The organism is Paenibacillus sp. FSL R10-2734, assembly GCF_037963865.1.
Taxonomy (GTDB): Bacteria; Bacillota; Bacilli; order Paenibacillales; family Paenibacillaceae; genus Paenibacillus_AQ.
In genome coordinates this window covers 3176318-3199250 of record NZ_CP150170.1, presented here as the reverse complement: position 1 = coordinate 3199250, position 22933 = coordinate 3176318, and the positions used below count along the sequence as shown (strand labels likewise).

The 22933-nt window shown below is 43.2% G+C and carries 18 protein-coding genes; 2 read left to right on the top strand and 16 right to left on the bottom strand.

What is annotated here, in order from left to right:
* Positions 1–220: 220 nt before the first annotated feature.
* The 15 genes from NSS67_RS13960 to NSS67_RS13890 all read right to left on the bottom strand — a co-directional run bounded on the left by NSS67_RS13960 (position 221) and on the right by NSS67_RS13890 (position 20278).
* Entirely contained in the window at positions 221–1096 is an 876-nt protein-coding gene (locus tag NSS67_RS13960; RefSeq protein ID WP_339320097.1) for an amidohydrolase family protein, read from the bottom strand.
* Positions 1083–4253, bottom strand: coding sequence for a GNAT family N-acetyltransferase (locus tag NSS67_RS13955; protein ID WP_339320096.1), 3171 nt, complete (start codon positions 4251–4253; stop codon positions 1083–1085). The genes NSS67_RS13960 and NSS67_RS13955 overlap by 14 nt, the downstream gene beginning before the upstream one ends.
* Positions 4254–4476: 223 nt before the next feature.
* Positions 4477–5160, bottom strand: coding sequence for a CAP domain-containing protein (locus NSS67_RS13950; protein WP_339320095.1), 684 nt, complete (start codon positions 5158–5160; stop codon positions 4477–4479).
* 253 nt (positions 5161–5413) lie between these two features.
* Positions 5414–6496: a Gfo/Idh/MocA family oxidoreductase gene (locus NSS67_RS13945; RefSeq protein WP_339320094.1), complete on the bottom strand. Its 1083-nt coding sequence runs from the start codon at positions 6494–6496 to the stop codon at positions 5414–5416.
* Positions 6497–6507: 11 nt separating this feature from the next.
* Positions 6508–7431 (bottom strand): helix-turn-helix domain-containing protein, encoded by a 924-nt coding sequence (locus NSS67_RS13940; protein WP_339320093.1) that lies wholly within the window; start codon positions 7429–7431, stop codon positions 6508–6510.
* A 29-nt stretch (positions 7432–7460) separates the two neighbouring features.
* On the bottom strand, positions 7461–8465 hold the full coding sequence (locus tag NSS67_RS13935; RefSeq protein WP_339320092.1) for a Gfo/Idh/MocA family oxidoreductase: 1005 nt from the start codon (positions 8463–8465) through the stop codon (positions 7461–7463).
* 219 nt (positions 8466–8684) lie between these two features.
* On the bottom strand, positions 8685–10481 hold the full coding sequence (locus tag NSS67_RS13930; protein WP_339320091.1) for a sugar-binding domain-containing protein: 1797 nt from the start codon (positions 10479–10481) through the stop codon (positions 8685–8687).
* Between the two features lie 40 nt (positions 10482–10521).
* Positions 10522–11613: a glycoside hydrolase family 32 protein gene (locus NSS67_RS13925; protein WP_339320090.1), complete on the bottom strand. Its 1092-nt coding sequence runs from the start codon at positions 11611–11613 to the stop codon at positions 10522–10524.
* Positions 11614–11693: 80 nt separating this feature from the next.
* The gene (locus NSS67_RS13920; protein ID WP_339320089.1) at positions 11694–12794 is read right to left on the bottom strand and encodes a glycoside hydrolase family 172 protein; all 1101 of its coding nucleotides are present in this window, start codon (positions 12792–12794) and stop codon (positions 11694–11696) included.
* A gap of 13 nt (positions 12795–12807) precedes the next feature.
* Positions 12808–13665: a carbohydrate ABC transporter permease gene (locus NSS67_RS13915; RefSeq protein WP_339320088.1), complete on the bottom strand. Its 858-nt coding sequence runs from the start codon at positions 13663–13665 to the stop codon at positions 12808–12810.
* 9 nt (positions 13666–13674) lie between these two features.
* Positions 13675–14595 (bottom strand): sugar ABC transporter permease, encoded by a 921-nt coding sequence (locus tag NSS67_RS13910; RefSeq protein WP_339320087.1) that lies wholly within the window; start codon positions 14593–14595, stop codon positions 13675–13677.
* Positions 14596–14692: 97 nt separating this feature from the next.
* Positions 14693–16111, bottom strand: coding sequence for a sugar ABC transporter substrate-binding protein (locus tag NSS67_RS13905; protein WP_339320086.1), 1419 nt, complete (start codon positions 16109–16111; stop codon positions 14693–14695).
* A 189-nt stretch (positions 16112–16300) separates the two neighbouring features.
* Positions 16301–18112 (bottom strand): histidine kinase, encoded by a 1812-nt coding sequence (locus NSS67_RS13900; protein ID WP_339320085.1) that lies wholly within the window; start codon positions 18110–18112, stop codon positions 16301–16303.
* A complete protein-coding gene (locus NSS67_RS13895) occupies positions 18109–19656 on the bottom strand; it encodes a response regulator (protein ID WP_339320084.1) in 1548 nt (515 codons plus the stop codon). Before NSS67_RS13895 ends, NSS67_RS13900 begins: the two co-directional genes overlap by 4 nt.
* A gap of 67 nt (positions 19657–19723) precedes the next feature.
* Positions 19724–20278: a GNAT family N-acetyltransferase gene (locus tag NSS67_RS13890; RefSeq protein WP_339320083.1), complete on the bottom strand. Its 555-nt coding sequence runs from the start codon at positions 20276–20278 to the stop codon at positions 19724–19726.
* Between the two features lie 86 nt (positions 20279–20364).
* Here NSS67_RS13890 and NSS67_RS13885 point away from each other — a divergent pair, with 86 nt between their 5' ends.
* On the top strand, positions 20365–20946 hold the full coding sequence (locus NSS67_RS13885; RefSeq protein WP_339320082.1) for a LysE family transporter: 582 nt from the start codon (positions 20365–20367) through the stop codon (positions 20944–20946).
* Between the two features lie 19 nt (positions 20947–20965).
* Positions 20966–21739 carry an AraC family transcriptional regulator gene (locus NSS67_RS13880; RefSeq protein WP_339320081.1) on the top strand — a complete coding sequence of 258 codons (774 nt, stop codon included), beginning with the start codon at positions 20966–20968 and terminating at the stop codon, positions 21737–21739.
* Between the two features lie 24 nt (positions 21740–21763).
* Here NSS67_RS13880 and nagA read toward each other — a convergent pair whose 3' ends face one another.
* Entirely contained in the window at positions 21764–22906 is a 1143-nt protein-coding gene (gene nagA, locus NSS67_RS13875) for an N-acetylglucosamine-6-phosphate deacetylase (protein ID WP_339320080.1), read from the bottom strand.
* Positions 22907–22933: the final 27 nt, after the last annotated feature.

The window sequence follows — 22933 nt, the reverse complement described above, 5'->3', positions numbered from 1 at the left end:
TTTATTGTGGCCAATGATTCAGAATTGGCTACCGCAGCAGTCGCCATCATCACAGGATCAATCACCCGAGTACGCCGACAACAACCAGAGTAATTAACAAGACCACTCCTTTCACAAAAAAACAAGCCACCCCTTCGCACGAATCTAAGGGGTGGCTTGTTTGCCTGTACATTATTCACTGGTGTTTCGTTATATTCTAGCTGTGCTGACACCGCTCTGTTTAGAGTGCGGCAATCCGCTGCTCGATGCGCGGAAACAGCCTAAAGGCATTCTCGTAAAATACTTTCTCGTGGTGTTGCTCAGGCACAAGTCTGCGGATGAATTCCGCATACAGACCAATGGGTGCGAGCGGCCAATCGGTTCCGAACAACATTTTCTCGTAGTGATCGGAGTAAATAAGCGCCCGACGAAAATGGTCCATGTACAAGGGCTCGTTCATGAAACGTTCGAAATGGGGCCGATCACCGACAACGAGGCCCGACAAATCCGCATAGACATTCGGATTCTTAGCCACCACTTCAGCAGCGTCCATTACCCATGGATCACCTAAGTGGCAGATCATAAAGTTCACGCTCCGCTGCTGGTAGGCTAATTCATCTACGGTAAGAGGATGCGAGTACTTAAGCAATCCATTCATCGAATACGTATCACCAGTATGAATGACCACAGGCACGCCATACTTGGCAGCCAGCTCATAGACTGGTGAATAGATTTTGTCATGGACGTAATGGTGATAGTATCCTGCATACAGCTTAATTCCGGCTACCTCGGGTGCTTGCAGCCGCGCTTCGATTCGGTCCAGCTCCTCGAGGGCTTGTTTCCCAGTAAGCATGTTTGGATTAATGCCAACGCATTCCATTAGGAACGGTGGAACACTTTCTTCCAGGTCAAGGCTCATCGGATTAGGTGAGGTGGAGTCAGGAAAGGCTCCCTTCGTCTGCTCCGTTACCCCCATTCCAATGCCGAGAACGACGTCGTTCTTGTCAAACTCCGCCTTGAGCCCAGCTGCAGTATATTCGACTTTGGAGAGATCTTTAGCTGTTTGATGAAAGCTATCGATGTCCGATAGATGAATGTGAATATCAATAATTGGCATTTGTCGTCTCCTTGCTGTCATTAGTGCTGTTAAAGCTGAGCTTCAATAGGCCATATACATCCTCTGGATTAAAGGCTATCTCCCCAATGATCAGGAAGCTCGGCTGTGTCCAAGCAGTTTCTCCATCCAGCAGCGTAAGGTGTTGATTCACACCGTAATTAAACACCTGATTGTTTACATATGCTGAACCCTTCTGATTGGGATAACTATTCACAATATGCAGCAGATCCTTACGCGAAGCTGCACCCATTCTCATGATCCCCTTAGAATCAAAATGGGCTTCCACCGTTCCAAGCAGGAACTTGCCTTCCTCGGGGAATTCCATCCATCCTTCGGATAATTGTGCCGAAGGCTTGAAGTAACTATCCTCCGAAAGTGAGTAATGCGGCAAGGTCAATCCACTTTCGTTGGTCACCGAATGCATTACACAGAGCACTGGGACGCCGGGGAGCATAAGGTAATGCTGGTTGATAGTGATTCCACGGTTCGCTTCTTGCTTCTCGATGGATGTGGTGATTCTTAGACCTTTCCAGACGTTGCCGTAAACATCCGCTCGCTCTACAAAGTCCGCCGTTCTTGGCTCCAGTAACCGACTGAAGCCTCCCATTCCTGGAATTCCCACACCGAGTCCACCATGCCAAGGATTCCACCAAGAACGCGGAACCGCTACCGGATAGGAGCTATCCAGCCATTCCTCTCCTTGGTGTTTCAGAGAATGCACGAAGCTTCCAAACTCAGGGGCAGCCGCTATGGAGAGAATTCCGTTGCTCACCGTGTATATTGGACCTGCAGGACCTTCTTCCATCTCGCAAGCTATAGTTGTTTCCGTCTGTGGGAACCAAAGACCCGACCGTTCCTGAACGCGATCCTCTCCACGATAGACGACCCGGATTTTCCCACCGGATTCGCTTTGTCCCGACGACTTCTTCTCCTCAGTAGAGATTTCAAAGCCCGCTGAACGTAAATCCTGCTCTCTATGTAACTCCATATCAGCAGCCTTCCGCTCCGCTCCGGTATCGTTTTGAATATACAGTTCGAGGCTTCCAGCAAGTGGAGTCATCTTACGTTCAATAAGTTCTGCATGTAGTTCACCTGATGCAAAAGGATTTCCGCCGCCAAGTGTTAATTCCAGATGATTGTCCAGCAACGGTGCGACTGGATTCTTTTGCTTTCGGGCGAAGGAACGAAAATCCGACCAGCTGACAAAGCTGTTCAGCGCAAAAACAGTCGCCTTTGTCCTTACGACATCTCCAGCGGAAATCCGGCCAAGATTATGCTCTAGCCCAAGTGTGTATTCTGGACGAAGCAGCTTCAGTGAAGGATCCCAGCAGATTCCACATGTAACGTTCTCTTCCTTGCAGAACAGCCAGTTCTCCGTAATTTGGGCACTGTCCCAACGACTTGGATCACCGGAGTAAGCCTCTCCCATGTCTACAAATTGGCCTTGATATGGGAGGATAAGTTGCTTGCCAAAGAAACCGAAATTCGTCAGCACATACATGTTCTCTTCCAGCGTATTGCTGCTGGTGTTACAGATCTCATGATGAAACTCAGCAATTCCGTTTGCGGACAGCTTAACCACCGTTGTTATCTCCAGACCTGGGAATTCTTCCGACTCGTAGAGGGCACTAAGAATCTGACTTTCCCCTTCCGAGTAGATTTTCACTTCTTTGGCTTGCTTCTTGGAAAATTCTTCTGAGAATGGCTTGCCTAGCTTCGGATAGGTCCACCAGAAGTTGTGACTTGAGCCGGGATACTCAATCCACATGGCACTGTCGAGCTTGCCCATATGGAGGGAGTATGCGCCGTTCACAGCGACCCATTGATCCCCATTTTGTCCACCATAGCGGCCATGTGTGCCCTTCATTAGCATGGACAAGTTACTTGTAAAGGAAACGGCCTTCTTCCCAATCGGAATGGCTGTTACCTCAACATCACGTGAATAAAGACCGTATGACCGCAGCGTGAAGGGTACTGGCACAGAGGTTTTACCCTTAGCTGGAATCGAGAAGCGTATCGAACGCTCTGTCCATTCCAAGAATTCATCCTCCGGCAAGTCAAAAGAGAACTCTGCTTCCGAAGCAAAATTATTCTCCACATTCAGGTAAAGTTCGGCTGGAAGACCTAGATAAAGTTCCCTTGTTGGCAGCGCTGCCTTCATTTTGACCGGAAATTTAGGCGCGACCCCCATGCGGAACTCAGCCTTCTTGCCACCGATGATCCATTTGCTTACAACAGCAGGATGGGTCTTCTTATCATTCTGCTCCTCACGAACAGAATCAAGCTCAAAATCCCCTTCTACAATGACCGTTTCCCCTGGGGCGAGCATCGGTGCAGCGACCAAGCCAAACCGAATATTTTTATCATTTTCGCCTTTAATCTCAATCGAAAGCTCAGATGTAGAGCGATTCTTGATGTGGTAGCGAATCTTGTAGGTGGAGCCGAACACAAGATCATGATCTTCGATCTCAGTAGAAATTTCATAATCTGGTGTGTCCAGGGCGGTCAGCCCGCGACCACTCTTCTCGAATTCTGCCCGCAAGGAGAGTTCTCCCTTTTGCCAAGTGTAATCGAAGAAATCAAAACCACGCTCTCGGCGACCATCTGGCTCGATGGGGAGTTCGCGGGTGCTATCTGCGTACCAATCCAGCTCCTCGAAATAAGGAGCAAGCGCTTCTGTTTGCAGAACGGTTGGAATGAAGTTCATCAGATGGACGTAATCCTCATTTTGTTCCCAGAAGAATCCGCATTTCTTATACATCGGGACAGCCTTTGTGTTGCCTGCCCAGGTAAAAAGATCTAGGCGTGGCCAACCTGCTTCGACTGTTTTACGGACGGCGTTCAGAATTAAATTGCGACCGACCTTGTAACCATGATAATCAGGTCGTACATTCAATAACGGTACATACAACGCACCTTCGTCATGACGGTAGTGAGCGAAACTGCAGAACCCAACGACCTCCTTGCCATCAACGGCGAGAAACACATATAGATTGGATGAAATCTCCATCTCTCTGCGCACCATATCCTCTGTTCTCTGGTTGGTGCCGCCACCCCAGCTTTCATTACTGCGGTTCCACATCTCAGCGACCGCTCCAGCGTAAGATGGATCATATTCGATAATGCGGATTTGCTCCGCTTTAGTTATTGCTGTCAATACTCTCAGCTCCTTACTTTCATCTACAAGCATGTATTCTTTATCGTAATAAACAATACTCTTATCATACTATGAAATGGAAGTATTTAACTACATAACAAATACTTATAAATAAAAACTACCAAACAATGGCTACAGTAGTTTTTCGTGCATGTGCAAACAAATAAAAACCCATGTCGATTGACATGAGTTATTATCACCTTTGATGCTGTTAAGTTGCTACTCACAAACCAATAAATTCTTGAACCCATTCGCTGCTATATAAAGCTATTCCAATTTCGGTGAAGCTACTGTTCAGGATGTTAGCACGATGACCAGGACTGTTCATCCATTGATTCATTACTTCCTCCGCGGTCTTCTGGCCCTTCGCGATGTTTTCACCCGCTGAGCTATAGCTAATCCCGAATGCCTTCATCATATCAAACGGAGAACCATAAGTCGGAGACTGATGATCAAAATAATTGTTGTCATGCATATCCTTCGCTTTTGCCATAGCCATTTTTGAGAGCTCGCTATTCAAACTTAGTGACTTCAAGCCTGCGTTCGCTCTTTCTTTATTCACCAATTCCAACACTTTCTGTTCGGCTTGAGACGTATTGGCAGGCTGCTGAGGTTTGGCGGTCATTTGCGGATTCGGATTGGCGGTCATCTGAGGATTGGCGGTCATTTGCGGATTAGCGGATGGCTGCGCAACTCCAGTTTGACCTCCTGAGCCTATTGGTGCATTATTTCTCATGAGCCAATCTAGCCAATTCGAATCGTTAGCAGGTGCTGCTTGTTTAGCCGTAATTCTTGAATTCCCTGCATCCATTGTGGAAATGGAAGAGGCTTGAGTTAAGTTTGACTTGTTTGACTTTGTAGTGACATTACGCGCATGCATTTCATGATTTGTTTGTTTAGCATGCATTTCATTCGTTTGTTTAGCAGTCATTTGCTCGTTTGCCGACTCATTATTCGAACAAGCGGTAACAAGTAAGAATGCTGCTATTACAATAAATGGTTTTATAACAACCCCTCCTGAATTGGCAAAATAGTAACGTTTATCGAATAAAGTTTCTGTAAAGTTCCCTTGATTTATTCCTACCTAATAATAGAAAAAACCACCCTATAAAGGTGGTTATCTTCTTATAACTATGAACTTACCTAGCCCATCTTTAGTTCTAATCCAAATACACAGCCTTACCCGTTTGTGCAGATTCATAAATCGCTTCTAATATCTGCGATACAACATAAGCTTGTTCAGGAGTTACAACAGGGTCTTTATCCTGTTCGATGGCTTCGATCCACTTTCTTAATTCAATATCAGGTGCACTCTCTGCTTTTCCTTCATAGTAGGCTACTCCACCAGCGCCAAGCTCAATTTCATTGGTGTACAGCTTGCTGAATTTCTCTCCATTAATTCTAAGTCCGTCCTTCATATCTGCGCCTGCTTCAGTCCCGCTTAAGCTGCATTTAGCTTCATGTACATCCAGCGAATTGAGAGCCCAGCTCGCTTCCAGCATAATCGTGGCGCCATTCTCCATCACGATCATTCCAAAAGCTGAATCTTCAACGGTAAATTTCTTCGGATCCCACGGTCCCCAAGCATTCGCAGCCTCTTCTTTTTGAGACAGTTCATGATATTTAGTACCCAGCACGACTTTTGGCTTATAGTTATCCATCATCCAAAGGGTTAGATCGAGGGCATGGGTTCCGATATCGATCAGCGGGCCGCCGCCTTGTTTCTCTTCATCGAGGAAAACTCCCCATGTCGGTACAGCTCTCCGTCTAATGGCATGTGCTTTCGCAAAATAAATATGTCCAAGCTCCCCGGACTCACATGCTTTTTTCAAAAATAAGCTGTCTTCTCTATACCGATTGTCATATCCAATGGTTAGCTTTTTGCCTGTACGTTTCGCCGCTTCAACCATGCGTTTGGCATCTGCCGCCGTCTTGGCCATTGGTTTTTCACACATGACGTGTTTCCCTGCTTCAAGAGCAGCGATTGAAATTTCTGCATGAGCATCATTAGGGGTAAGCACATGAATAATATCAATCGAATGATCTTTCAATAATTCTGTATAATCGGTATAGACAATAGCTTCAGCACTTCCATATTTTGCAGCCGCATCAACAGCCCGCTCTTTAACAATGTCACAAAAAGCAACGATCTCTACTTTACTTTGCTTGCTCAAGCTTGGTAGATGCTTGCCATTCGCAATTCCACCACATCCAATAATTCCTACGCGAAAAACTTTACTCATATCATTCACCCTCACTTCAAATTGGTTTGTTTCGCACTTCGATAAGTCGCCGGAGTCATGCCTAAGCGTTTGCGGAATACGATATGCAAATACGTTGCATTCGTAAACCCTTCCGATTTGGCGATTTGTTCTATCGGATAATTACTCTCCTTAAGCTTTCGGCAGACCGCTTGTAATCGAATATCCTCAAGCGATCGACTAAAAGATTTCTCAGCATCTACTTGCTTAAATACTCGTTGCAACTGCCTGGAGCTAATATTCAGCTTTTCTGCAACATTCTCCAAGGTAACGGTTCCTGAATAATTAGCTTCCATATATTGAATGGCATAGTGGTACCGATAAGCTAACATATCTCTAACAGGCGCTTCTGTACGGATTTCACCTGAATCATATGCTCTTACTGCCCTTAATAAAATGCTGATTACGAGATGCTTAATGGAAGTATAGTAACCCGTCAGTTTACCCTCACAAGCTTCATAGGCTTCAAGAAAACACTTCATAGCGCTGTGATAATCTTGTGCTGGAATCAGTGGTAATTGCTTAAGCTTCTGAACACATGTCTCAGCCTCCGCAACCTCCCATGGATCTACATCCTCTCTGATCTTCTCTTTGATGTCCACATGTAGACACAGTTCTTCCATGGATTCTTCTGGATCCGCCTCTTGACGATGCATGACACCCGGTCCGGTTAAATAGAGCATTCCCTCAGATAAGGGGTATTTTAAATCGCCAAGAATAACTTCTCCCTTTCCTCGTGGAATAAAATGAAATTCGAATTCGGAATGATTATGAAAATCTATGACTCTTCCCGGTGGAAAAGAGGTCAAATGAAATCTAAGAACTGTTATCTCGTAATGTCCCCACCCGATCGAAATATCCAATCTCTCGAGCATATCATGCTTCTCAAACATCATCTCATAGGGAAAGTTACTCAATGTTAAATCCTCCTAACAGGTGGAGACCATTAAGCGTCTAGATCTGCTAACCGAATCATACGAGCTTCTTTAGCAGAACGATTTGCCGCTTCCATTAATCTCGTGAGCTCCACAGCGATTTGAACATTCTGGGTAGCGAAGGTATCATTGCGAATATGATTAACCCATTGATGGAATGCGCTTTCGCGATTGGTTTGTAGCGCTACTTCTTTCCAGCCTTCCTCTTGATCAGTGGATTTGTTACTTCTAAGAAGAAGCTTATCCTCTGGTGTTCCGTAAAGCAGTGTTCCCTCTGTTCCGTGTACCTCGATCGTAAACGGCGAATGACTATTCACGAAACCAGCCTCCACCACACCGATAGCGCCAGAATCCGTAAATAGCGTCACCACTGCATTATCTTCTACTTCTTTGCCAGTTACGTAACCAAAGTTAGCACTTACACCGGTCACATCTTGACCTAAGAATAGCTTCGTCAAATACATAGGATGACAGCCAAGATCAATCAAAGCTCCGCCCCCACATTGTTCCAAGCTATAGAAATGTTCTGGAAGCCAGTTTTCCGTTGCCCCATTATGGGATAAGCGAACTCTAACGTACGTAATCTTTCCGAGCAGCCCTTGACTTAGCACTTCTTGAATGGATAATGTATAGCCATCATTTAGACGAGGTAAGGAGACCGTAAACTTCACCTTGCTCTCGCCAATCTCTGAAATAATTTCGTTGACTTCTTTTAACGTTGGGGCAATCACTTTTTCCGTAAAAATATGTTTACCCGCTTGGGCAGCAGCCACCATAACATCTCTATGCACATTGGTTGGCGCATCCACTATAACAGCATCTATATCCTCTTGCGCAAGCAGCTCATCCAGTGATTCGAAAAAAGGAACATTTAAGCTTTCGGCAGCTTTTTTTCCACGCTCTGCATCTTCATCCCCAACGGCAGTCAATATAGTATCCTCATGCTCTTGAGCTTGTTTCGTATAGTCCCAAGCATGCACATGCCAAAAGCTAATTTTACCAATTCTAATCGTCATTTGCTTGTGCCTCCCGTATATATGTTATTCTGACATCTAACTATAAAATATCATATAACAAAACCCTTTATTAGTAGCTAAATGCGACATATAGTATATAATATTACGACATAATTATTTTATGCGATATACAATTTCCATTAAATAGCTGAAGATTCACTCATCAAAAAAGAAACCTCTACTATAAAAGCTAAAGGCTTCAATTTTTAAATAGCTATGTTATTTTATTTGACGATGGCAGATACTCACTTGACGTAAATTAATTTCATATATCTCATCTGGATTCACCTTAAACTGTCGATCAATAGTCATTAAACCGTTAATCTCCTGTTGGACATCGGTCAGTTGCGTGTAACAATAGCCGCTACAATAAGGAATCTGTTTAATGGCTGTAGTGATGGCGTCAAAACGTGCGATAAAATCTTTCTCAGAGGTGACCTTGTTACCATATCCCCAGCCATTATCGTCGTTATTAAAAGCAATCCCACCATATTCGCTTATAATAACCGGCTGTCCACGATACCCATAGCCTTCGGCAAAAGCTGATCTGTCCAGGCAGTGATAAAGTCTATTTCCCAGCACTTCGTCTTTATACTCGGTATAACGCTTAAGAAGCTCTTCACCTTTCTCCGTATAATCATGCAATGTAATTATATCGGAGATCGTGTGCTCCCATCCGTCGTTTACAATAACAGGGCGATAAGGATCGAAACTTTTGGTGAGATAATAGACCGCTTCGGTAAATTTTTGTTGTGTTTGGTTGGTCTTGATTTCTCTCACACCCCAAGACTCATTGATTGGAGTCCAGGTAATTATGGAAGGATGATTATAGTTCTGACGAACGACCTCCATCCACTCGGTGATGAATCGTTCCACAGCAAAATCACTATATTGGTAGGCAGCAGCCATCTCACTCCATACGAGCATGCCTTTCACATCGCACCAATAAAGAAATCTTTCATCCTCTATCTTTTGATGCTTTCTCAGACCGTTGTAGCCCAGCCGCTTGATATGGTCGATATCCGCAATTAGCGCATCTTCTGATGGCGGTGTGAGATGACTTTCTTTCCAATATCCTTGATCCAACATCAGTCTTTGATAAATCGGATGACCATTGAGCAGAATGTTCTGACCATCAATTCTAATTTCACGCATACCAAAGTACGACAGTACGACATCTGTTGCTTTTCCATTCTTATTCAGGCGTAGTTCTAAGTCGTATAGCTCTGGATTCTCAGGAGTCCATTTATGTATCCCCCACTCGGTCTCCTGTGGGTTGTATAGGTCGACTGAAAGCGTAATATGTTTTTTTAACACCGACATGCTGCAGCTGTTAATGAAGTTTCCGTTGTAGGTGACAATTGCTTCTATAGTAATGTCTTTTCCATAAATATTGGATTCAACATCACATTCGATTTCAATCTTTGCTTCACTAAGCTTTGGAGTCAGCTTTATAGTTTCTACGCGGGTAATAGGTGCATATTCTAGCCACACGGTTTTCCATATTCCAGTAGTCTGCACATACCAGCACCCAAAATTCTTGTCAATCCATCGCTGCTTGCCGCGAGCTTGTTGTTCATCAGAAAGATCTGTTACCATCACAGTAACCATATTATCTCCTGGCTGTATACTATCAGTAATATCAAAAGAAAACCGTGCATACCCACCCGTGTGGCTACCTTGATAGTCACCATTTACCCATACCTTTGTAACATAGTCACTACCTTCGAAATGTATAAATAGCCGATTGCCATCCAGCTTAGCTGCATCCACACTTATGCTGCGACTATACCATACATGATCATGCTGCTTCTCATCACCAATCCCACTTAATTCAGTTTCATGTGTAAACGGTACCAGAATTTCCGACTGCTTACTCAAGTTCTTATGCCAGCCTTGTTTTATACCTACACCATCATCGTCAAAAGCAAAATCCCAGCTTCCATTCAGGTTTTCCCAGCTGCTAGCATCTCTGACCAGCTGAGGACGAGGGTAATCTTTGATATAGCTCTTCATTCTGAATCTACTTCCTTTCAATTAATATGAAATAAACTATCTATTTGGCATACCAATAAGTAAACACAGCCTCACCTTCGTTAACAAACACTTCGATCGTTTTTGTGTCACGCAGAATCTTAATGGTGTTTATTACTCCATTATATTCCACAGGGAAACTAACATTGCTCGCTTTTATCCAAACTTTATCGTTCTCAACAACGACCAACTCATTAGAGCTGTCAAGAAGATCTTGTGCTTCCACGACAGGATAGGCAAGCAATTTACCATTCTCCATATTCAGCTCGCACGGAATAGTCAATGCACCAGCATAGTCTGCTCCACCATTAAGCTTCTCATCTTTGTTGAACAGCCAACCAATAAGGATTCTGCGACCTTGTTCATCAAGAAAAGTCTGAGGAGCATAATAATGTGGCCCTATCTGTGGCGTGTGTATAGAGAAGTCAGTCAACTTCTTGCCATCAAAGTCACCGTAGGCAAATATCGTCGAACGAGTGTCGCAGCCTATCTGTGAAAACATCAATAGGTATTTTCCAGCAAAGGGGAAGAAGTCTGGGCATTCTAATATACCTCCATATTCGGACCCTTCGAATAGAACCCCTACATAGTCCCAATCTAGCAAATCGAGAGACTTATACAGCAGTATTTTGCCAACATCGTCCTTCCCTGATGCCAATACCATATAATAGATTCCATCTATAAGAGTAACCTTGGGATCGCGGAAATCGAAACTTGCCTCAGAAGGAATCTGTCTGATGACGGGGTTCTCGGAGTACTTTTCAAAGTTTATTCCATCATGACTCATGGCAACCGACTGTGTTTGACCATATTGATCAGACACTGAGGTATAGATAAGATAAAGAATGTCATCCTTAATGACGGCACAGCCTGAGAAGCAACCCCCTTGTTTACTGTCCTCATACTCTTGGTCGGGGTAGAGAGCAATCGGCAGCTCTTCCCAATGAACAAGATCGTCGCTTACCGCATGTCCCCAGTGCATTTGGCCCCAACGAGGCGCAAAAGGATAATGCTGAAAAAAAGCATGATAACGGCCTTGGAAAAATATCAAACCATTTGGATCATTTATCCACCCAGTTTGAGGCTCAAAGTGATACTTCAGTCGTTCAACCATCTTATGCTCATCTCCCGGTCTACTTTTTTATTTTATGCTGCTATTCATTATGACTAGCAATTTAGTGAGAAGTGGCATTTCTATCTTGGCCAGCGTTCTTCGCGTGAATCCATCGCTGGGAATTCGTTATGTGGCTCGGTCTGATACCAGTAAGCAATGGTAGCCACGTCATCTTGCCGCTCAAATAATCCTCGGTGTCCAACGCCAATTTGTTGAAGTGTCACCTTCAAATCACTTGCAAATCGCACGGGATCTGGAAGATGCCAGCGGTAGAATCCCCGCATGGTAGGAGCATCGTCATCATGGCAGGGGTGCGTAACGGTTTGATCCACTTTGGAATGATAGGGATAACCCATATAAGGCGTGCAGTAAGTAATCTCCTCCATTTTCCCATGTTCATCGTAAGTAGCAAAGCTCCATGCGCCCCCAAAGTAATCTTCCGTTCCCGTTCCGCAAATCGTCGGAAACTCGTCGTCTCCGTCAATGAAGAACTTCATCTCACCCTCGCCCCACCAATATCTTTCTAATGTGGTCAATGCAAGGTAGGTTCCGACATAGCGCCCCGCTCCTTTAACTCCGTCCAATACCACAAAGTCTTTAGCCTTTTCAGTTATACGTTGTCTGCGCCATTGCGCATGGAAATAAGCTGAGTTATCTGGGAGTGAGTCATACTTACAGTAATCGATCTGGTAGAAGAATGACGGGATCGCTTCTTCAGACTGATTCTCAATGGTAATTCTCGCATGCTTGCGAAATGGCATCGCCCAGTAGCAGTTCATGCCCCTGTTAGGAATAACTACCACTGGAATGGAGTTAACCTGAGTCCCTTGTGCGAATCCACAGCAGAAGAAGTCGCCTAATGGTGCTTCCACTGAGGGGATTGTCTCGTTGTCCCAATACATTCTTATCACTAGGTCACGCAGTACAAAGGGATTGCGATCGCTGGTCTTGTTAGTGACAGTCATCCAAATATGCTCAATTACTCCAGCTCCAACAATATCTGCAAGCACCGCTGTCTCGCCAGGAGCAATTTGTGGTATGCAGGGTGATCCCTTGCGAGATTGCCCTAGATGACTGCTTGCCATGCCACCCTTACCTTTCTCTCCAGTGGGATTCTCTGCATTAATTGCGCGGCTTTGTCCCTTATCCAAAATAGCCAATCGACCAAGATCTGTGTTCATATATTATCTCTCCTTATCCTTTTAGACCTGTTAAGGCAATACCATCCATAAAGTAACGTTGACCAATAAAGTAGACAATGATGACAGGAAGTATAACTACAGTGGCAGCAGCCATCATCAAATGCCACTCCGCATTATACATGCCCTTGAATTGCTGTAGACCTAGCGCAACAGTGTACTTATCCGGCGAGCTGATATAAACCAACGGAGCCAGAAAATCATTCCACGCACCCATGAAGGAAAAGAGTCCAACCACAATCAAAGCGGACTTTGAAAGAGGAAGAATAATCTTGATAAAGATAGTAAAAGTATTAGCACCGTCTACAATGGCAGCCTCATCCAGCTCCTTTGGAAGTGTCGTATAAAATTGCCGGAGCATAAAAATGTTCGCCATACCGCCTCCAAACCATGCGGGAATAATCAGCGGTGCATAAGTATTATTAAGCTCCAATGCACTCCACCCAATAAAAGTAGGTATAAGAGTAACTGCAAATGGAAGCATCATGCCAGACATTAGAATACCGAAGATGGTGTCGCGTCCCTTCCACTTTAACCTTGCAAAAGCAAAAGCGCTGATCGAGCTGGATAACAATGTGCCCACAACGACACCTACTACAATCACGGTTGTGTTAACAAAGTATCGAGCAAAGGGGACCACTGTCATTGCTTGCACATAGTTATCAAAATGAGCAGGATTGGGAATCCATACAGGCGGCATTTCAAAAATTTGCACCATATCCATTAGCGAACTACGAAACAGCCAGTAAAGAGGTAAAAGTGCGAAGATCGCTCCACCAATCAGCATGATATAGACTAGTGTTTTTGAGACTATTCTTTTATTCCTATAATATTGACTAGATTGTATCTTCATTTCTGACACCTACTTATTCTCATAATAGACCCAAGATCTAGACGACTTAAAAATAAGCATCGTTGCCACCATAATGATAATAAACAGTACCCAGGCTATGGCACTTGAGCTGCCAAGTCTTGAAAATTGAAAAGCCTCACGATACAGATAGAATACATAGAACATACTAGCGTTATTAGGTCCACCATCCGTCATGATGTATGCCTGTGAGAACACCTGGAAAGAGCCAATCAGAGTCATAACTAAATTGTAGAAAATGATTGGCGTCATCGTGGGAAGTGTAATATGACGGAACTTTTGCAAAGCGCTGCCACCATCAATTTCGACGGCCTCGTACATTTGCTTAGATATGTTCTTCAAACTTGCCAAGAAGATGATCGTAGTCCCGCCAGTAGTCCACATACTCATGGCAGCCAATGTCGGAATAACGGTCTCTTCCGCAAATACCCATTGCGAGGTTGGTAGTCCTATCATTCGCAGCAGTTCATTTGCGAGACCCAAATCAGGGTCTAATATCCATAACCAAATCAAGGAAAGAGCAACCGCAGGCACAATGGAGGGAAGATAGAAAATAGTCCTCCATATGGACAATCCACGCACATTCTGGTTAAGCAGGATAGCCAGCAAAAAAGCATAAACAATCTGCATAGGTACGCTTAGTAAAACGTAGTAGAAAGTAACCCACAAAGACTTATAGAAATAAGGATCTGTACCGCTGAATAGGTTCGTAAAGTTACTCAGACCAATATAATCTGCGCCACCAGTTACTGAGTAATCCGTAAAGCTCATCGCTAGACTTGCAATCATCGGACCAATCGTAAAGATTAGAAATCCCAGAATAGCCGGTGCCGCAAACAGGTAGCCGGTAATATTTTTGCGAAAAGCTCTTTTGGAACTTCCCTGCGTTAAAGTCACAGTTTTCGTTGCCACAAAGATTCAGCCTCCTTTCGAAAAATTAACATCCCTCCTCTCTACAGCAGCGGAATTACCCGTCGTTCGTTTCAAGGAGGGATAATCAGGTGGTTAATCAGTCGTTGAAATACCAGCCTTTAATTAATGGCTTGACCTTAGGCAATACACCATCCATAGCCTCTTGAGCAGTTTTCTTGCCTGACCACACCTCATCTAATGCGGCTGTCACAAGCGGATCTATCTCTTGAAAGTTCTTAACCCCTTGCTCGGGAGCTAAGACAGCGTTTTCAAAAGTAGACTTCATAACAGCGTCTTGGAATCCCTCAGGACGACCGGGAAGAGACTCATTCGCCCACTTGTCAATATACTCTGGATCTGTGTAATACTTATCGTATTGAGGTAACCACAAGCCCTGATGTAAAGTCAGAACGCTTTCGGGACTAGTAATCCAGTTGTAAAACTTGAGTGTGGCATCGATATCTTTGGCATTCTTGTATATGATTATCGAGCCTCCATGGAAGAAGGTCTTATAGCTATCCCCCATTTGAGGTAGAACACCGACGCCCCAGTCCATATCCGTTAGAGCTAAATCTGCGTGGGTCCAGCTGCCGTCCACAGTCATGGCAACACGCTTGGATTGTAGTGCAGTAGCGGGAGCCGGAATACTCTTAGCCTGTGATGGCGTTGGATTTACGTGATGTACATTGATCAGGTCGGCAACCTTCTGGATTGCATTCGTGGCTTCTGGTTTGTTCAGTCCGAACTCCGCCCCATCGGCAGATAGATAGTTACCTCCACTTGAAAGAACCAATGGCATATATCCATTCCAGCCTGTATTGAACTTCACACCGAATTGCTTAATGTTTTTTTCGTCAAAGTTAGGATCAAGCGCATTGCGACCTTTGTTGTCTAAAGTCAGCTGCTGGGCTACTTGAACAAACTCATCCCAACTCCAAGCTTCCTCAGCCTTTGTAGGAGGCAATTCCACCCCTAGATCTTTGAAAATCTGTTTATTATACACGAGCGTTGGTGTTACACTTGCTTGAAAAGGACCTGCACTCTTATCGGGAGCCCATTTCCATTCAGCGTACTTGACCAGACCCTCCTGGCTCATTTCTGGATACTTTTTGGCTAACTCGTTGAACTCATAAATAAAACCATCTTCACCAAGCTTGAGCTTCCAAGGCCCAGAATAACTGAGGTCTGGTGCTTCGTTACCTGCAATCATGGCAGTTAGCTTGGTATAAAAATCACCGCCAGGAATGTTTACCCCCTGAATCATAATGTCTGGATTAGCTGTCTCAAAATCGGTGATCGCCTGCTCCACAGCAGCTTTTTCTGCAGGTGAACCCCAGTACATGAATTTGACGATAGACTTTTCCCCAGGCTTTTTGGCAGGAGCAGTTGTGGAAGTTTGGGAATCATTTGATGCCGAAGAATCTGGATTCGCCTTTGGAGCACTGTTGCAACCAGCGACCACAGTAAACAGCATCGTAGCTAACATTGCCGTCAATCCTTTTTTCAACTTGGACATATAACCCTCTCCTATCATTTAGATTACTGAGTGCTAACCAGCATCCTTTGTTGCAACCTAATTATAACCCTGATAAAAATGGCAATTATACAGGGGAAATTTTTGATACTAGGTACAAATTTATGCTCTTGGCATCAGACATCAAAATAAAAAAGGCAGAAGAAAAACTTCTGCCTTTTAAAGCTTCATTCAACTATTCGTTTCATTGATTGGGATAATAATTGTCGTTTTGGTCCCCTTGCCGAGCTGGCTTGTTACCTCAAATTGCACGGATTGACCATAAATTAACTGGAGACGTTGATACACATTTTTGATGCCAATAGTATCATTGATGTTCTCAAAAAAAGTAGTGATTTGCTCTTCGCTCATTCCTTCTCCATTGTCTTCAACCGTAAAGGTCATGCCATTATCTATGAGCTGGCCAGTGATTCTGATGATTCCTCCTGCATCACGATTATTAAAAGCGTGTAAGATACTATTTTCCAGTATCGGTTGGATAAATAGCTTCGGAACCAGTAGATCCATCATCTCCTCATCCATCGTCCAAACAATCTCGAATTCGTCATCATATCTACATTTCATAATGTAAATATATTGGTTCAGCCAGGCCAAATCTTCACGTAATGGCTTCATTTCTTTCCGATTGTCTGCGGTGTAGTTAAGCATTCTGGATAAAGAGACAATCATCTCCCCAGTTTTTTCATATTCACCATTCAAGTTCGCCAATTGGATCACGTTAAGCGTGTTGTACAAAAAATGTGGATTAAGCTGCGTTGTGAGAATGGCAATTTCACTTTCACGCTGTCTAATTTTCGTCAAATAGTTCTCATCAATCAGCTTCTTAATTTGTGCACTCATTTCATTAAAGCTGTCTACCATGTAGTCAAATTCCGGAATATTGGTATACTCAGCCGTTACATTAAAATCACCGTTGCCGACATTTTTAATGGCCTTCAGCACTTGGTTGAGTGAACCGCTAAACTTTCGCGTAAGCATGAGGGAGAGGGAAAGAGCAACGATGAGTGCAATCCCTGAGAACAATAAGATATCATTACTAATCTTACGCAGTACATCCTTTAGTAACGAGCTACGGGGAATAGTGACCATAGTTGTCCACCCTGTAGCGGCAGATGTGTCATAGCTTATAATGGTGTCTTCTCCATCAATCCTAAGATAATCCACACCTGACTCTTGCTCGATGAGCGGATAGATCCATGAGCTGTTATATTTTTGTCCTATTAATGTAGCATTACTATGCGAAACCACATGACCGTTAGCGTCAAGTATCATATATTCTGAACCATCAGGTAAGGCGAGAGTTTGCAGTTCTGAGCGATAGGTAGCGTCGGTAAAGCTGATAACTAGTGTAGGATTAAGTGAAAACCGCTTTAGCTTTTCAGTAGTATATTGCTTGTTTATATAAGTAAAATTGGCTACACGTACGAGTGAGAATATCATTTCTCGCGGGTAGTCAGGTTGATCTAAAGCCTTTTTACCCATAGCTTTATTGTAATTATAGGTTGGTAAATAGAAACTACCCCCTTTCTTCTCCTCCGCTATACGATAGATTTCGCTGTTAAAAAAGGAGTGGTCAAAGGTTATGTCTTCTTGCCAATATCCAAATGAGTGATCCTCAGTTACCAGCACAACAGACGCGATCTGCTTGTAGCTGTAAAAATATTTTTGTAACAGCTCTTTAACCTGCTTATCTGCTTCAATTAAGCCAATGTCATTTTTAAAATCCAGATCCTCAAACAGATTATACAATTCCTTATCTACCAGCAGGTTCAAAGTTGCCTCTCGAATTCCGGAAAAAGACATATCCAGAATCCTATTCTTTGAGGTTATAAGCTGATGTACATTTTCCTGCGCCATTTTAATCATGAATTTTTCTGTAGTGCTGTAGGAACGCCATGCAAACAAACTCAACGCCGTAAGAGCAACTAATATATAGGACAGAATTAATGTTGTCTTAAGGCTGATTTTTCTATGTTTAATCAAATCTTGTAGTTTCGCTTTCGATATTCATCGGGGCTGCAGCCAATCTTCTTTTTAAAAATTTTTCCGAAGTAGGCCGAATCGTTATAACCAACTTTTTGGCTGATCCCTCCGATTTTGTCGTTTGTTTCACGCAAATACATACATGCACGATCCAAACGCAGTGAAGTTAAATAGGGATTGAAATTCTGTCCTGTTTTTTTCTTGAAATATATACTGAAATACGAGGCCGTGAAATAAAATTTTTCTGCCAATTGGCTCAAGCTTATATCCTCAGCAAAATGTTCCTCCAGATAATTCAACGCAAGTGCAATGGCTTCATCAGACTGTTCACTCTGCTTGGAAATGTCATTAAGCATTAGGCAGGATTCCTCAACGGCTAATCGCAAAGAATCCAGGCTTGGAGCCTCCAATATTTTTTGGTTGTAGCTTGCCATTTCCTTCTGATAATCCGCAATAACCTTTTTGCCTTGCAGAAAATAGATCAATCGCAGACTGGTCAGCAAAAACAATTCCTTAAGTCGATTGGGATTGGGTTTATCGTAAGCGCTTACTTTTTTGAACATAACAGATAACACTTCAGTGACCGCCGAATGATCCTCATATTTGATTGCGTTCGAGAGCTGCGCTTCATGGTCATTGAGTATTTTTAACAAACGAATATCATTGTTATCTCGGGCTCTGTATTCCTCACAAATTTCTTGCGAATAAAATGTCATTAGCAATGCTTCGCTGGCTTGGCCATATGCCTGTTCAGAATCAGGATACAAGTTATCAAAATATGAGCTGATCCCTACCTTGAAATCTTTAGGAAGTTCACTTACCAATCTGTTTATTACACGGCTAACTAGTTCGTTAATATCACTTTCGTTTTGTTTACAATCAAGAAGTACCATGCCAACAAGTGAGACGTCACCATCCAAGAGCTGGAATACGTTACAATGTCCAATGGGTTTAAGCGCTTTTTTTATGGCTGACTTGGTAGATTTGCCCCAATCAGAATCTACACTAAGTGTGAGAGATGGAGGAATCTTGATCACAATTATAAAACCTGGAACATTAGTAGGGATAATTCCTTCTAACTGCTGTTTCTCGTGTAGCTCTAGTTTACCTTTAACCAGCTTACCCAATAGCATATCGATCCCAAGAGTTTGGGTGAATTGCTGGACATTCCTTGCCTGTATGCTACTTTCAGCGTTGTCCAGAGCTTGTTGTAGCTCCTTCATATCAATCGGTTTCAATAAAAAATCAAAGGCACCCAAGGATAAAGCACGTTTGGCATAATCAAATTGACCATGACCCGTAATAATAATCACTTTTGCATGGTAGTTGGCTTTATGTAAGTCCTGTAAGAACTCAAGCCCATCTTTGTTTGGCATTCGGATGTCCGTAAGTATGATATCAATATCCGCTGTGTCTAATATCAGTTCGGCCATACTACCATCCTTGGCTTCAAATAAAAAATACTCCGGCTTGATTCTGTTGAGCAATTGAATGACACCTTTCCTATGCGCCGATTCATCATCAACAATCAAAACTCGATACATAGTTTACCTCCTATCTCAGCAGTTGTCTTGGCAAGCAATCACACCAAGTATATAAACAGTGCTATGACTATGCAAGAAGAAAGGCTACATTACACAACCAAACCATGTGAACAGAATCGGGTCCCCAATAATCTTCAACCACCTTATAAGGCTCCCCAAATTTACGCTGCCACCTCGCTTGTGCACGTTTATATCCACTGTCCAAGCAAAATTGCTCGATCCCTTTTTCTTTTAAGAATATCATCAATTCCTTAATTAATGCCGACCCAATCCCTTGGTCCTGATAGCTTGGCAACACGTATAAGCTGCCCAGTTCCCCCAAATGATCCAACTGATGTTCTGCACAAATTTGAATAGCCTCGCCACAGGGGCCATAGGAAATCGTACCCACAACCGTCTCATCCATTTTAGCAATAAGGAAATAAGTATCCGAGTTTGCCAGGTCCAGCGAGGAAAACGCTTTTTGCTTTTTATGATCGATTTCACTTTGGATATCCTCTTGTAAGTGACCTAGCCCCTCTTTGTTAAAGGCATCAGATATTGATTCTTCAAAAACCCGGCATGTAGATTCATAGTCGGCCTCAGTGATTACAGCAATGGTAAAATGATTCGTTTTATTCATGATGTTGATCTCCTCTGCAATAATGTACTATTAACATTTAAGTTAGAAGGTTTATATTCATAAGACAACTTTTACTGGAGGTCATCATGAATATATTTTCCTTTCTGATCTATTGCGTTGTAGCTACATTTACACCCGGGCCTGCCAATATTGTTATTCTTTCTTCCGTACAACATTCCGGGGCAAAAAAATCTATGAACTATGTATATGGAGCCACGATAGCTTTTGGATTATTGCTAATTCTTTCTACCCTGCTGAACCATGTTCTGGTTGAGGTCATCCCTAATATCCTGATCATTATGCAAGTCATTGGGAGTTTATATATGCTCTACCTTGCTTATAAAATCTTTAAGATGGGTGCAATGGAAGACCAGCCTAACCCAAATGCCAATTTTCGCTCGGGTTTACTAATGCAGCTCGTGAATCCTAAGGTGCTTTTATTTACTTTAACAGTCATTCCCAGCTATGTAATGCCATTCTACACTTCATCACTTGCCTTGACCCTATTTGTTATAATTATCACTGTGATCGGTTTTTTTGCATTCACAACATGGGTTGTTTTTGGCTCGATCTTCAGAAGATTTCTGCAAAATCATCAAAAAGTTCTAAATACGCTAATGGCACTTTTTTTAGTATACTCGGCCATTATGATATCAGGAATTTTATAAAGTCGCGGAGGTTAAGAACGTGGAGAAATTCAATTATAAAAAGTCAGCAGAGATCCTGTCCTTATCCGCCAGCCTTACTGATTTCACATATAAAAAGCATTGCCACGAGGAATATGCACTCGGTGTAACTCTCCGTGGCATTCAGCAATATAACCTCGACGGTAGCTTGCAATCTTCTCATAAAAATGGGGTCATGCTTTTTAATAGAGAGCAAACTCATGATGGCAATTCATATGATAGAGCAGGTATTGATTATGTCATGTTATATATCAAGCCAACCTTGATACAAGAGATCCTAGGAAAAAAAGAACTCCGCTTCGCCTCTCCTATCCTATATGATGACAAATTGGCGCAGAGCATATTAGCACTAAGTCATGCCGTCCAGAATGGCAAAGAGGAGTCCTTGTGCAGTGAGCTGTTGTTAAACCTGGTGCATCTAGTATCTAATACTGAAATAGTTACCGAGCACAGGATAAGTAATAAATTTGTCAAAAAAGCAAAGGAAATGATGTACTGCAGTTTAGACCATGTCCTGAAGTTAGACGATCTCTGTAAAGAGTTTGGACTATCCAAATATCAATTTATTCGAGAGTTTAAGACACTTACAGGAATATCACCTTATCAATTTTTCTTAAATTGCAAGGTTGAGCATGCCAAGCAGTCTATTGAGAGAAGCAAAGATATCTATGCCGCTGTAGTAGATTGTGGATTTGTGGATCTGACTCATCTGAACCGGCATTTTAAGAGTGTGTTTGGCATTACCGCACATGAATACAGGTTACAGCTGCACTGAGTTGTAACCTTTTTATATCATGATTTATAAAAGTTGGCCATCCACCATTGTCCAGAGCACTTTAAATTCATCATCCAAGAGGACCAGGTCAGCATCATAGCCAGTTGTTATTGTCCCCTTCCGTTGAAGTTCCAGAATATTGGCCGGCGTAGTTGATGCCATCTGTACAGCATCTATCAAGGGAATTCCAGTTTCGACAGTATAACGTAAGGCTTCATTCATAGTCACTGTGCTTGAAGCTAGCGTTCCATCCTTCAATCTCGCTATCCCCTCGGATACCGTAACATGATGGCCTCCGAACATATAATCCCCATCACCTAATCCCATAGCTTGCAGTGCATCTGTAATCAACACCATTCCTTCTGGTCCTTTCAAGGTATGCATTAATCGAATAATTGCTGGATGCAGATGGACGTTGTCCACAATGGCTTGAAGACTTACATGTTTCTCTTCAAAAGCAGCCACGATTACCCCTGGATCTCGATGATGGATAGGCCGCATGCCATTAAAACAATGTGTAACATGACTTGCCCCTGAGGCAAAGGCTTGTTTAGCTTCCTCATAAGTAGCATCCGAATGAGCGATGGCTATTACAACTTCCCGTTCTTTCAGAAAGGAAATGAGCTCCAGCCCCCCCGGCAGCTCCGGGGCAATTGTAACCATCTTAATGAGTGAACCCGCTTCTTCAAAAATTAGGTTCATTTCCTCTAAGTCGGGATGGCGCAGATACTTTTCGTTCTGCATTCCTTTTCGCTTCGGGTTCAAGTAAGGTCCTTCTAAATGAATACCTGCGATCTTTGCACCCACTTCATGTCCGATCACACGCTTGACACTACGAATCATTTCTAAAAGATCTTCTAGCGTAGAACTCACAGATGTAGCCAGAAATGAGGTGCAACCAGATGCAGCACAAGCCTTTGATACTTCTTGAATACTCTCTTCAGTACCGTCCATCATATCAAATCCATTGGCGCCATGAATATGAACATCTATCATCCCGGGGACTAATAAATGGCCACCACCATATATCCGTTCACCATCTCCCTCTGGAATCGAAAGAGCCTCTGCATCTATCTTTATAATTTCCCCTTCAGAAATCCACACATTGGCGGCTGGAATAATACGATTCTGAAGCGCCACTTGTACATTTTGCAGAATATAAGTCATAAACATCCTCCTCTGTTTCGTTATCAG

What these genes read in the sequence shown, in the direction of transcription:
- NSS67_RS13930 (WP_339320091.1), bottom strand. Translation starts at nt 10,481, where the DNA reads ATGAAGAGCTATATCAAAGATTACCCTCGTCCTCAGCTGGTCAGAGAT.
- NSS67_RS13925 (WP_339320090.1), bottom strand. Translation starts at nt 11,613, where the DNA reads ATGGTTGAACGACTGAAGTATCACTTTGAGCCTCAAACTGGGTGGATA.
- NSS67_RS13935 (WP_339320092.1), bottom strand. Translation starts at nt 8,465, where the DNA reads ATGACGATTAGAATTGGTAAAATTAGCTTTTGGCATGTGCATGCTTGG.
- NSS67_RS13950 (WP_339320095.1), bottom strand. Translation starts at nt 5,160, where the DNA reads ATGCATGCTAAACAAACAAATCATGAAATGCATGCGCGTAATGTCACT.
- nagA (WP_339320080.1), bottom strand. Translation starts at nt 22,906, where the DNA reads ATGACTTATATTCTGCAAAATGTACAAGTGGCGCTTCAGAATCGTATT.
- NSS67_RS13895 (WP_339320084.1), bottom strand. Translation starts at nt 19,656, where the DNA reads ATGTATCGAGTTTTGATTGTTGATGATGAATCGGCGCATAGGAAAGGT.
- NSS67_RS13920 (WP_339320089.1), bottom strand. Translation starts at nt 12,794, where the DNA reads ATGAACACAGATCTTGGTCGATTGGCTATTTTGGATAAGGGACAAAGC.
- NSS67_RS13915 (WP_339320088.1), bottom strand. Translation starts at nt 13,665, where the DNA reads ATGAAGATACAATCTAGTCAATATTATAGGAATAAAAGAATAGTCTCA.
- NSS67_RS13905 (WP_339320086.1), bottom strand. Translation starts at nt 16,111, where the DNA reads ATGTCCAAGTTGAAAAAAGGATTGACGGCAATGTTAGCTACGATGCTG.
- NSS67_RS13890 (WP_339320083.1), bottom strand. Translation starts at nt 20,278, where the DNA reads ATGAATAAAACGAATCATTTTACCATTGCTGTAATCACTGAGGCCGAC.
- NSS67_RS13885 (WP_339320082.1), top strand. Translation starts at nt 20,365, where the DNA reads ATGAATATATTTTCCTTTCTGATCTATTGCGTTGTAGCTACATTTACA.
- NSS67_RS13945 (WP_339320094.1), bottom strand. Translation starts at nt 6,496, where the DNA reads ATGAGTAAAGTTTTTCGCGTAGGAATTATTGGATGTGGTGGAATTGCG.
- NSS67_RS13960 (WP_339320097.1), bottom strand. Translation starts at nt 1,096, where the DNA reads ATGCCAATTATTGATATTCACATTCATCTATCGGACATCGATAGCTTT.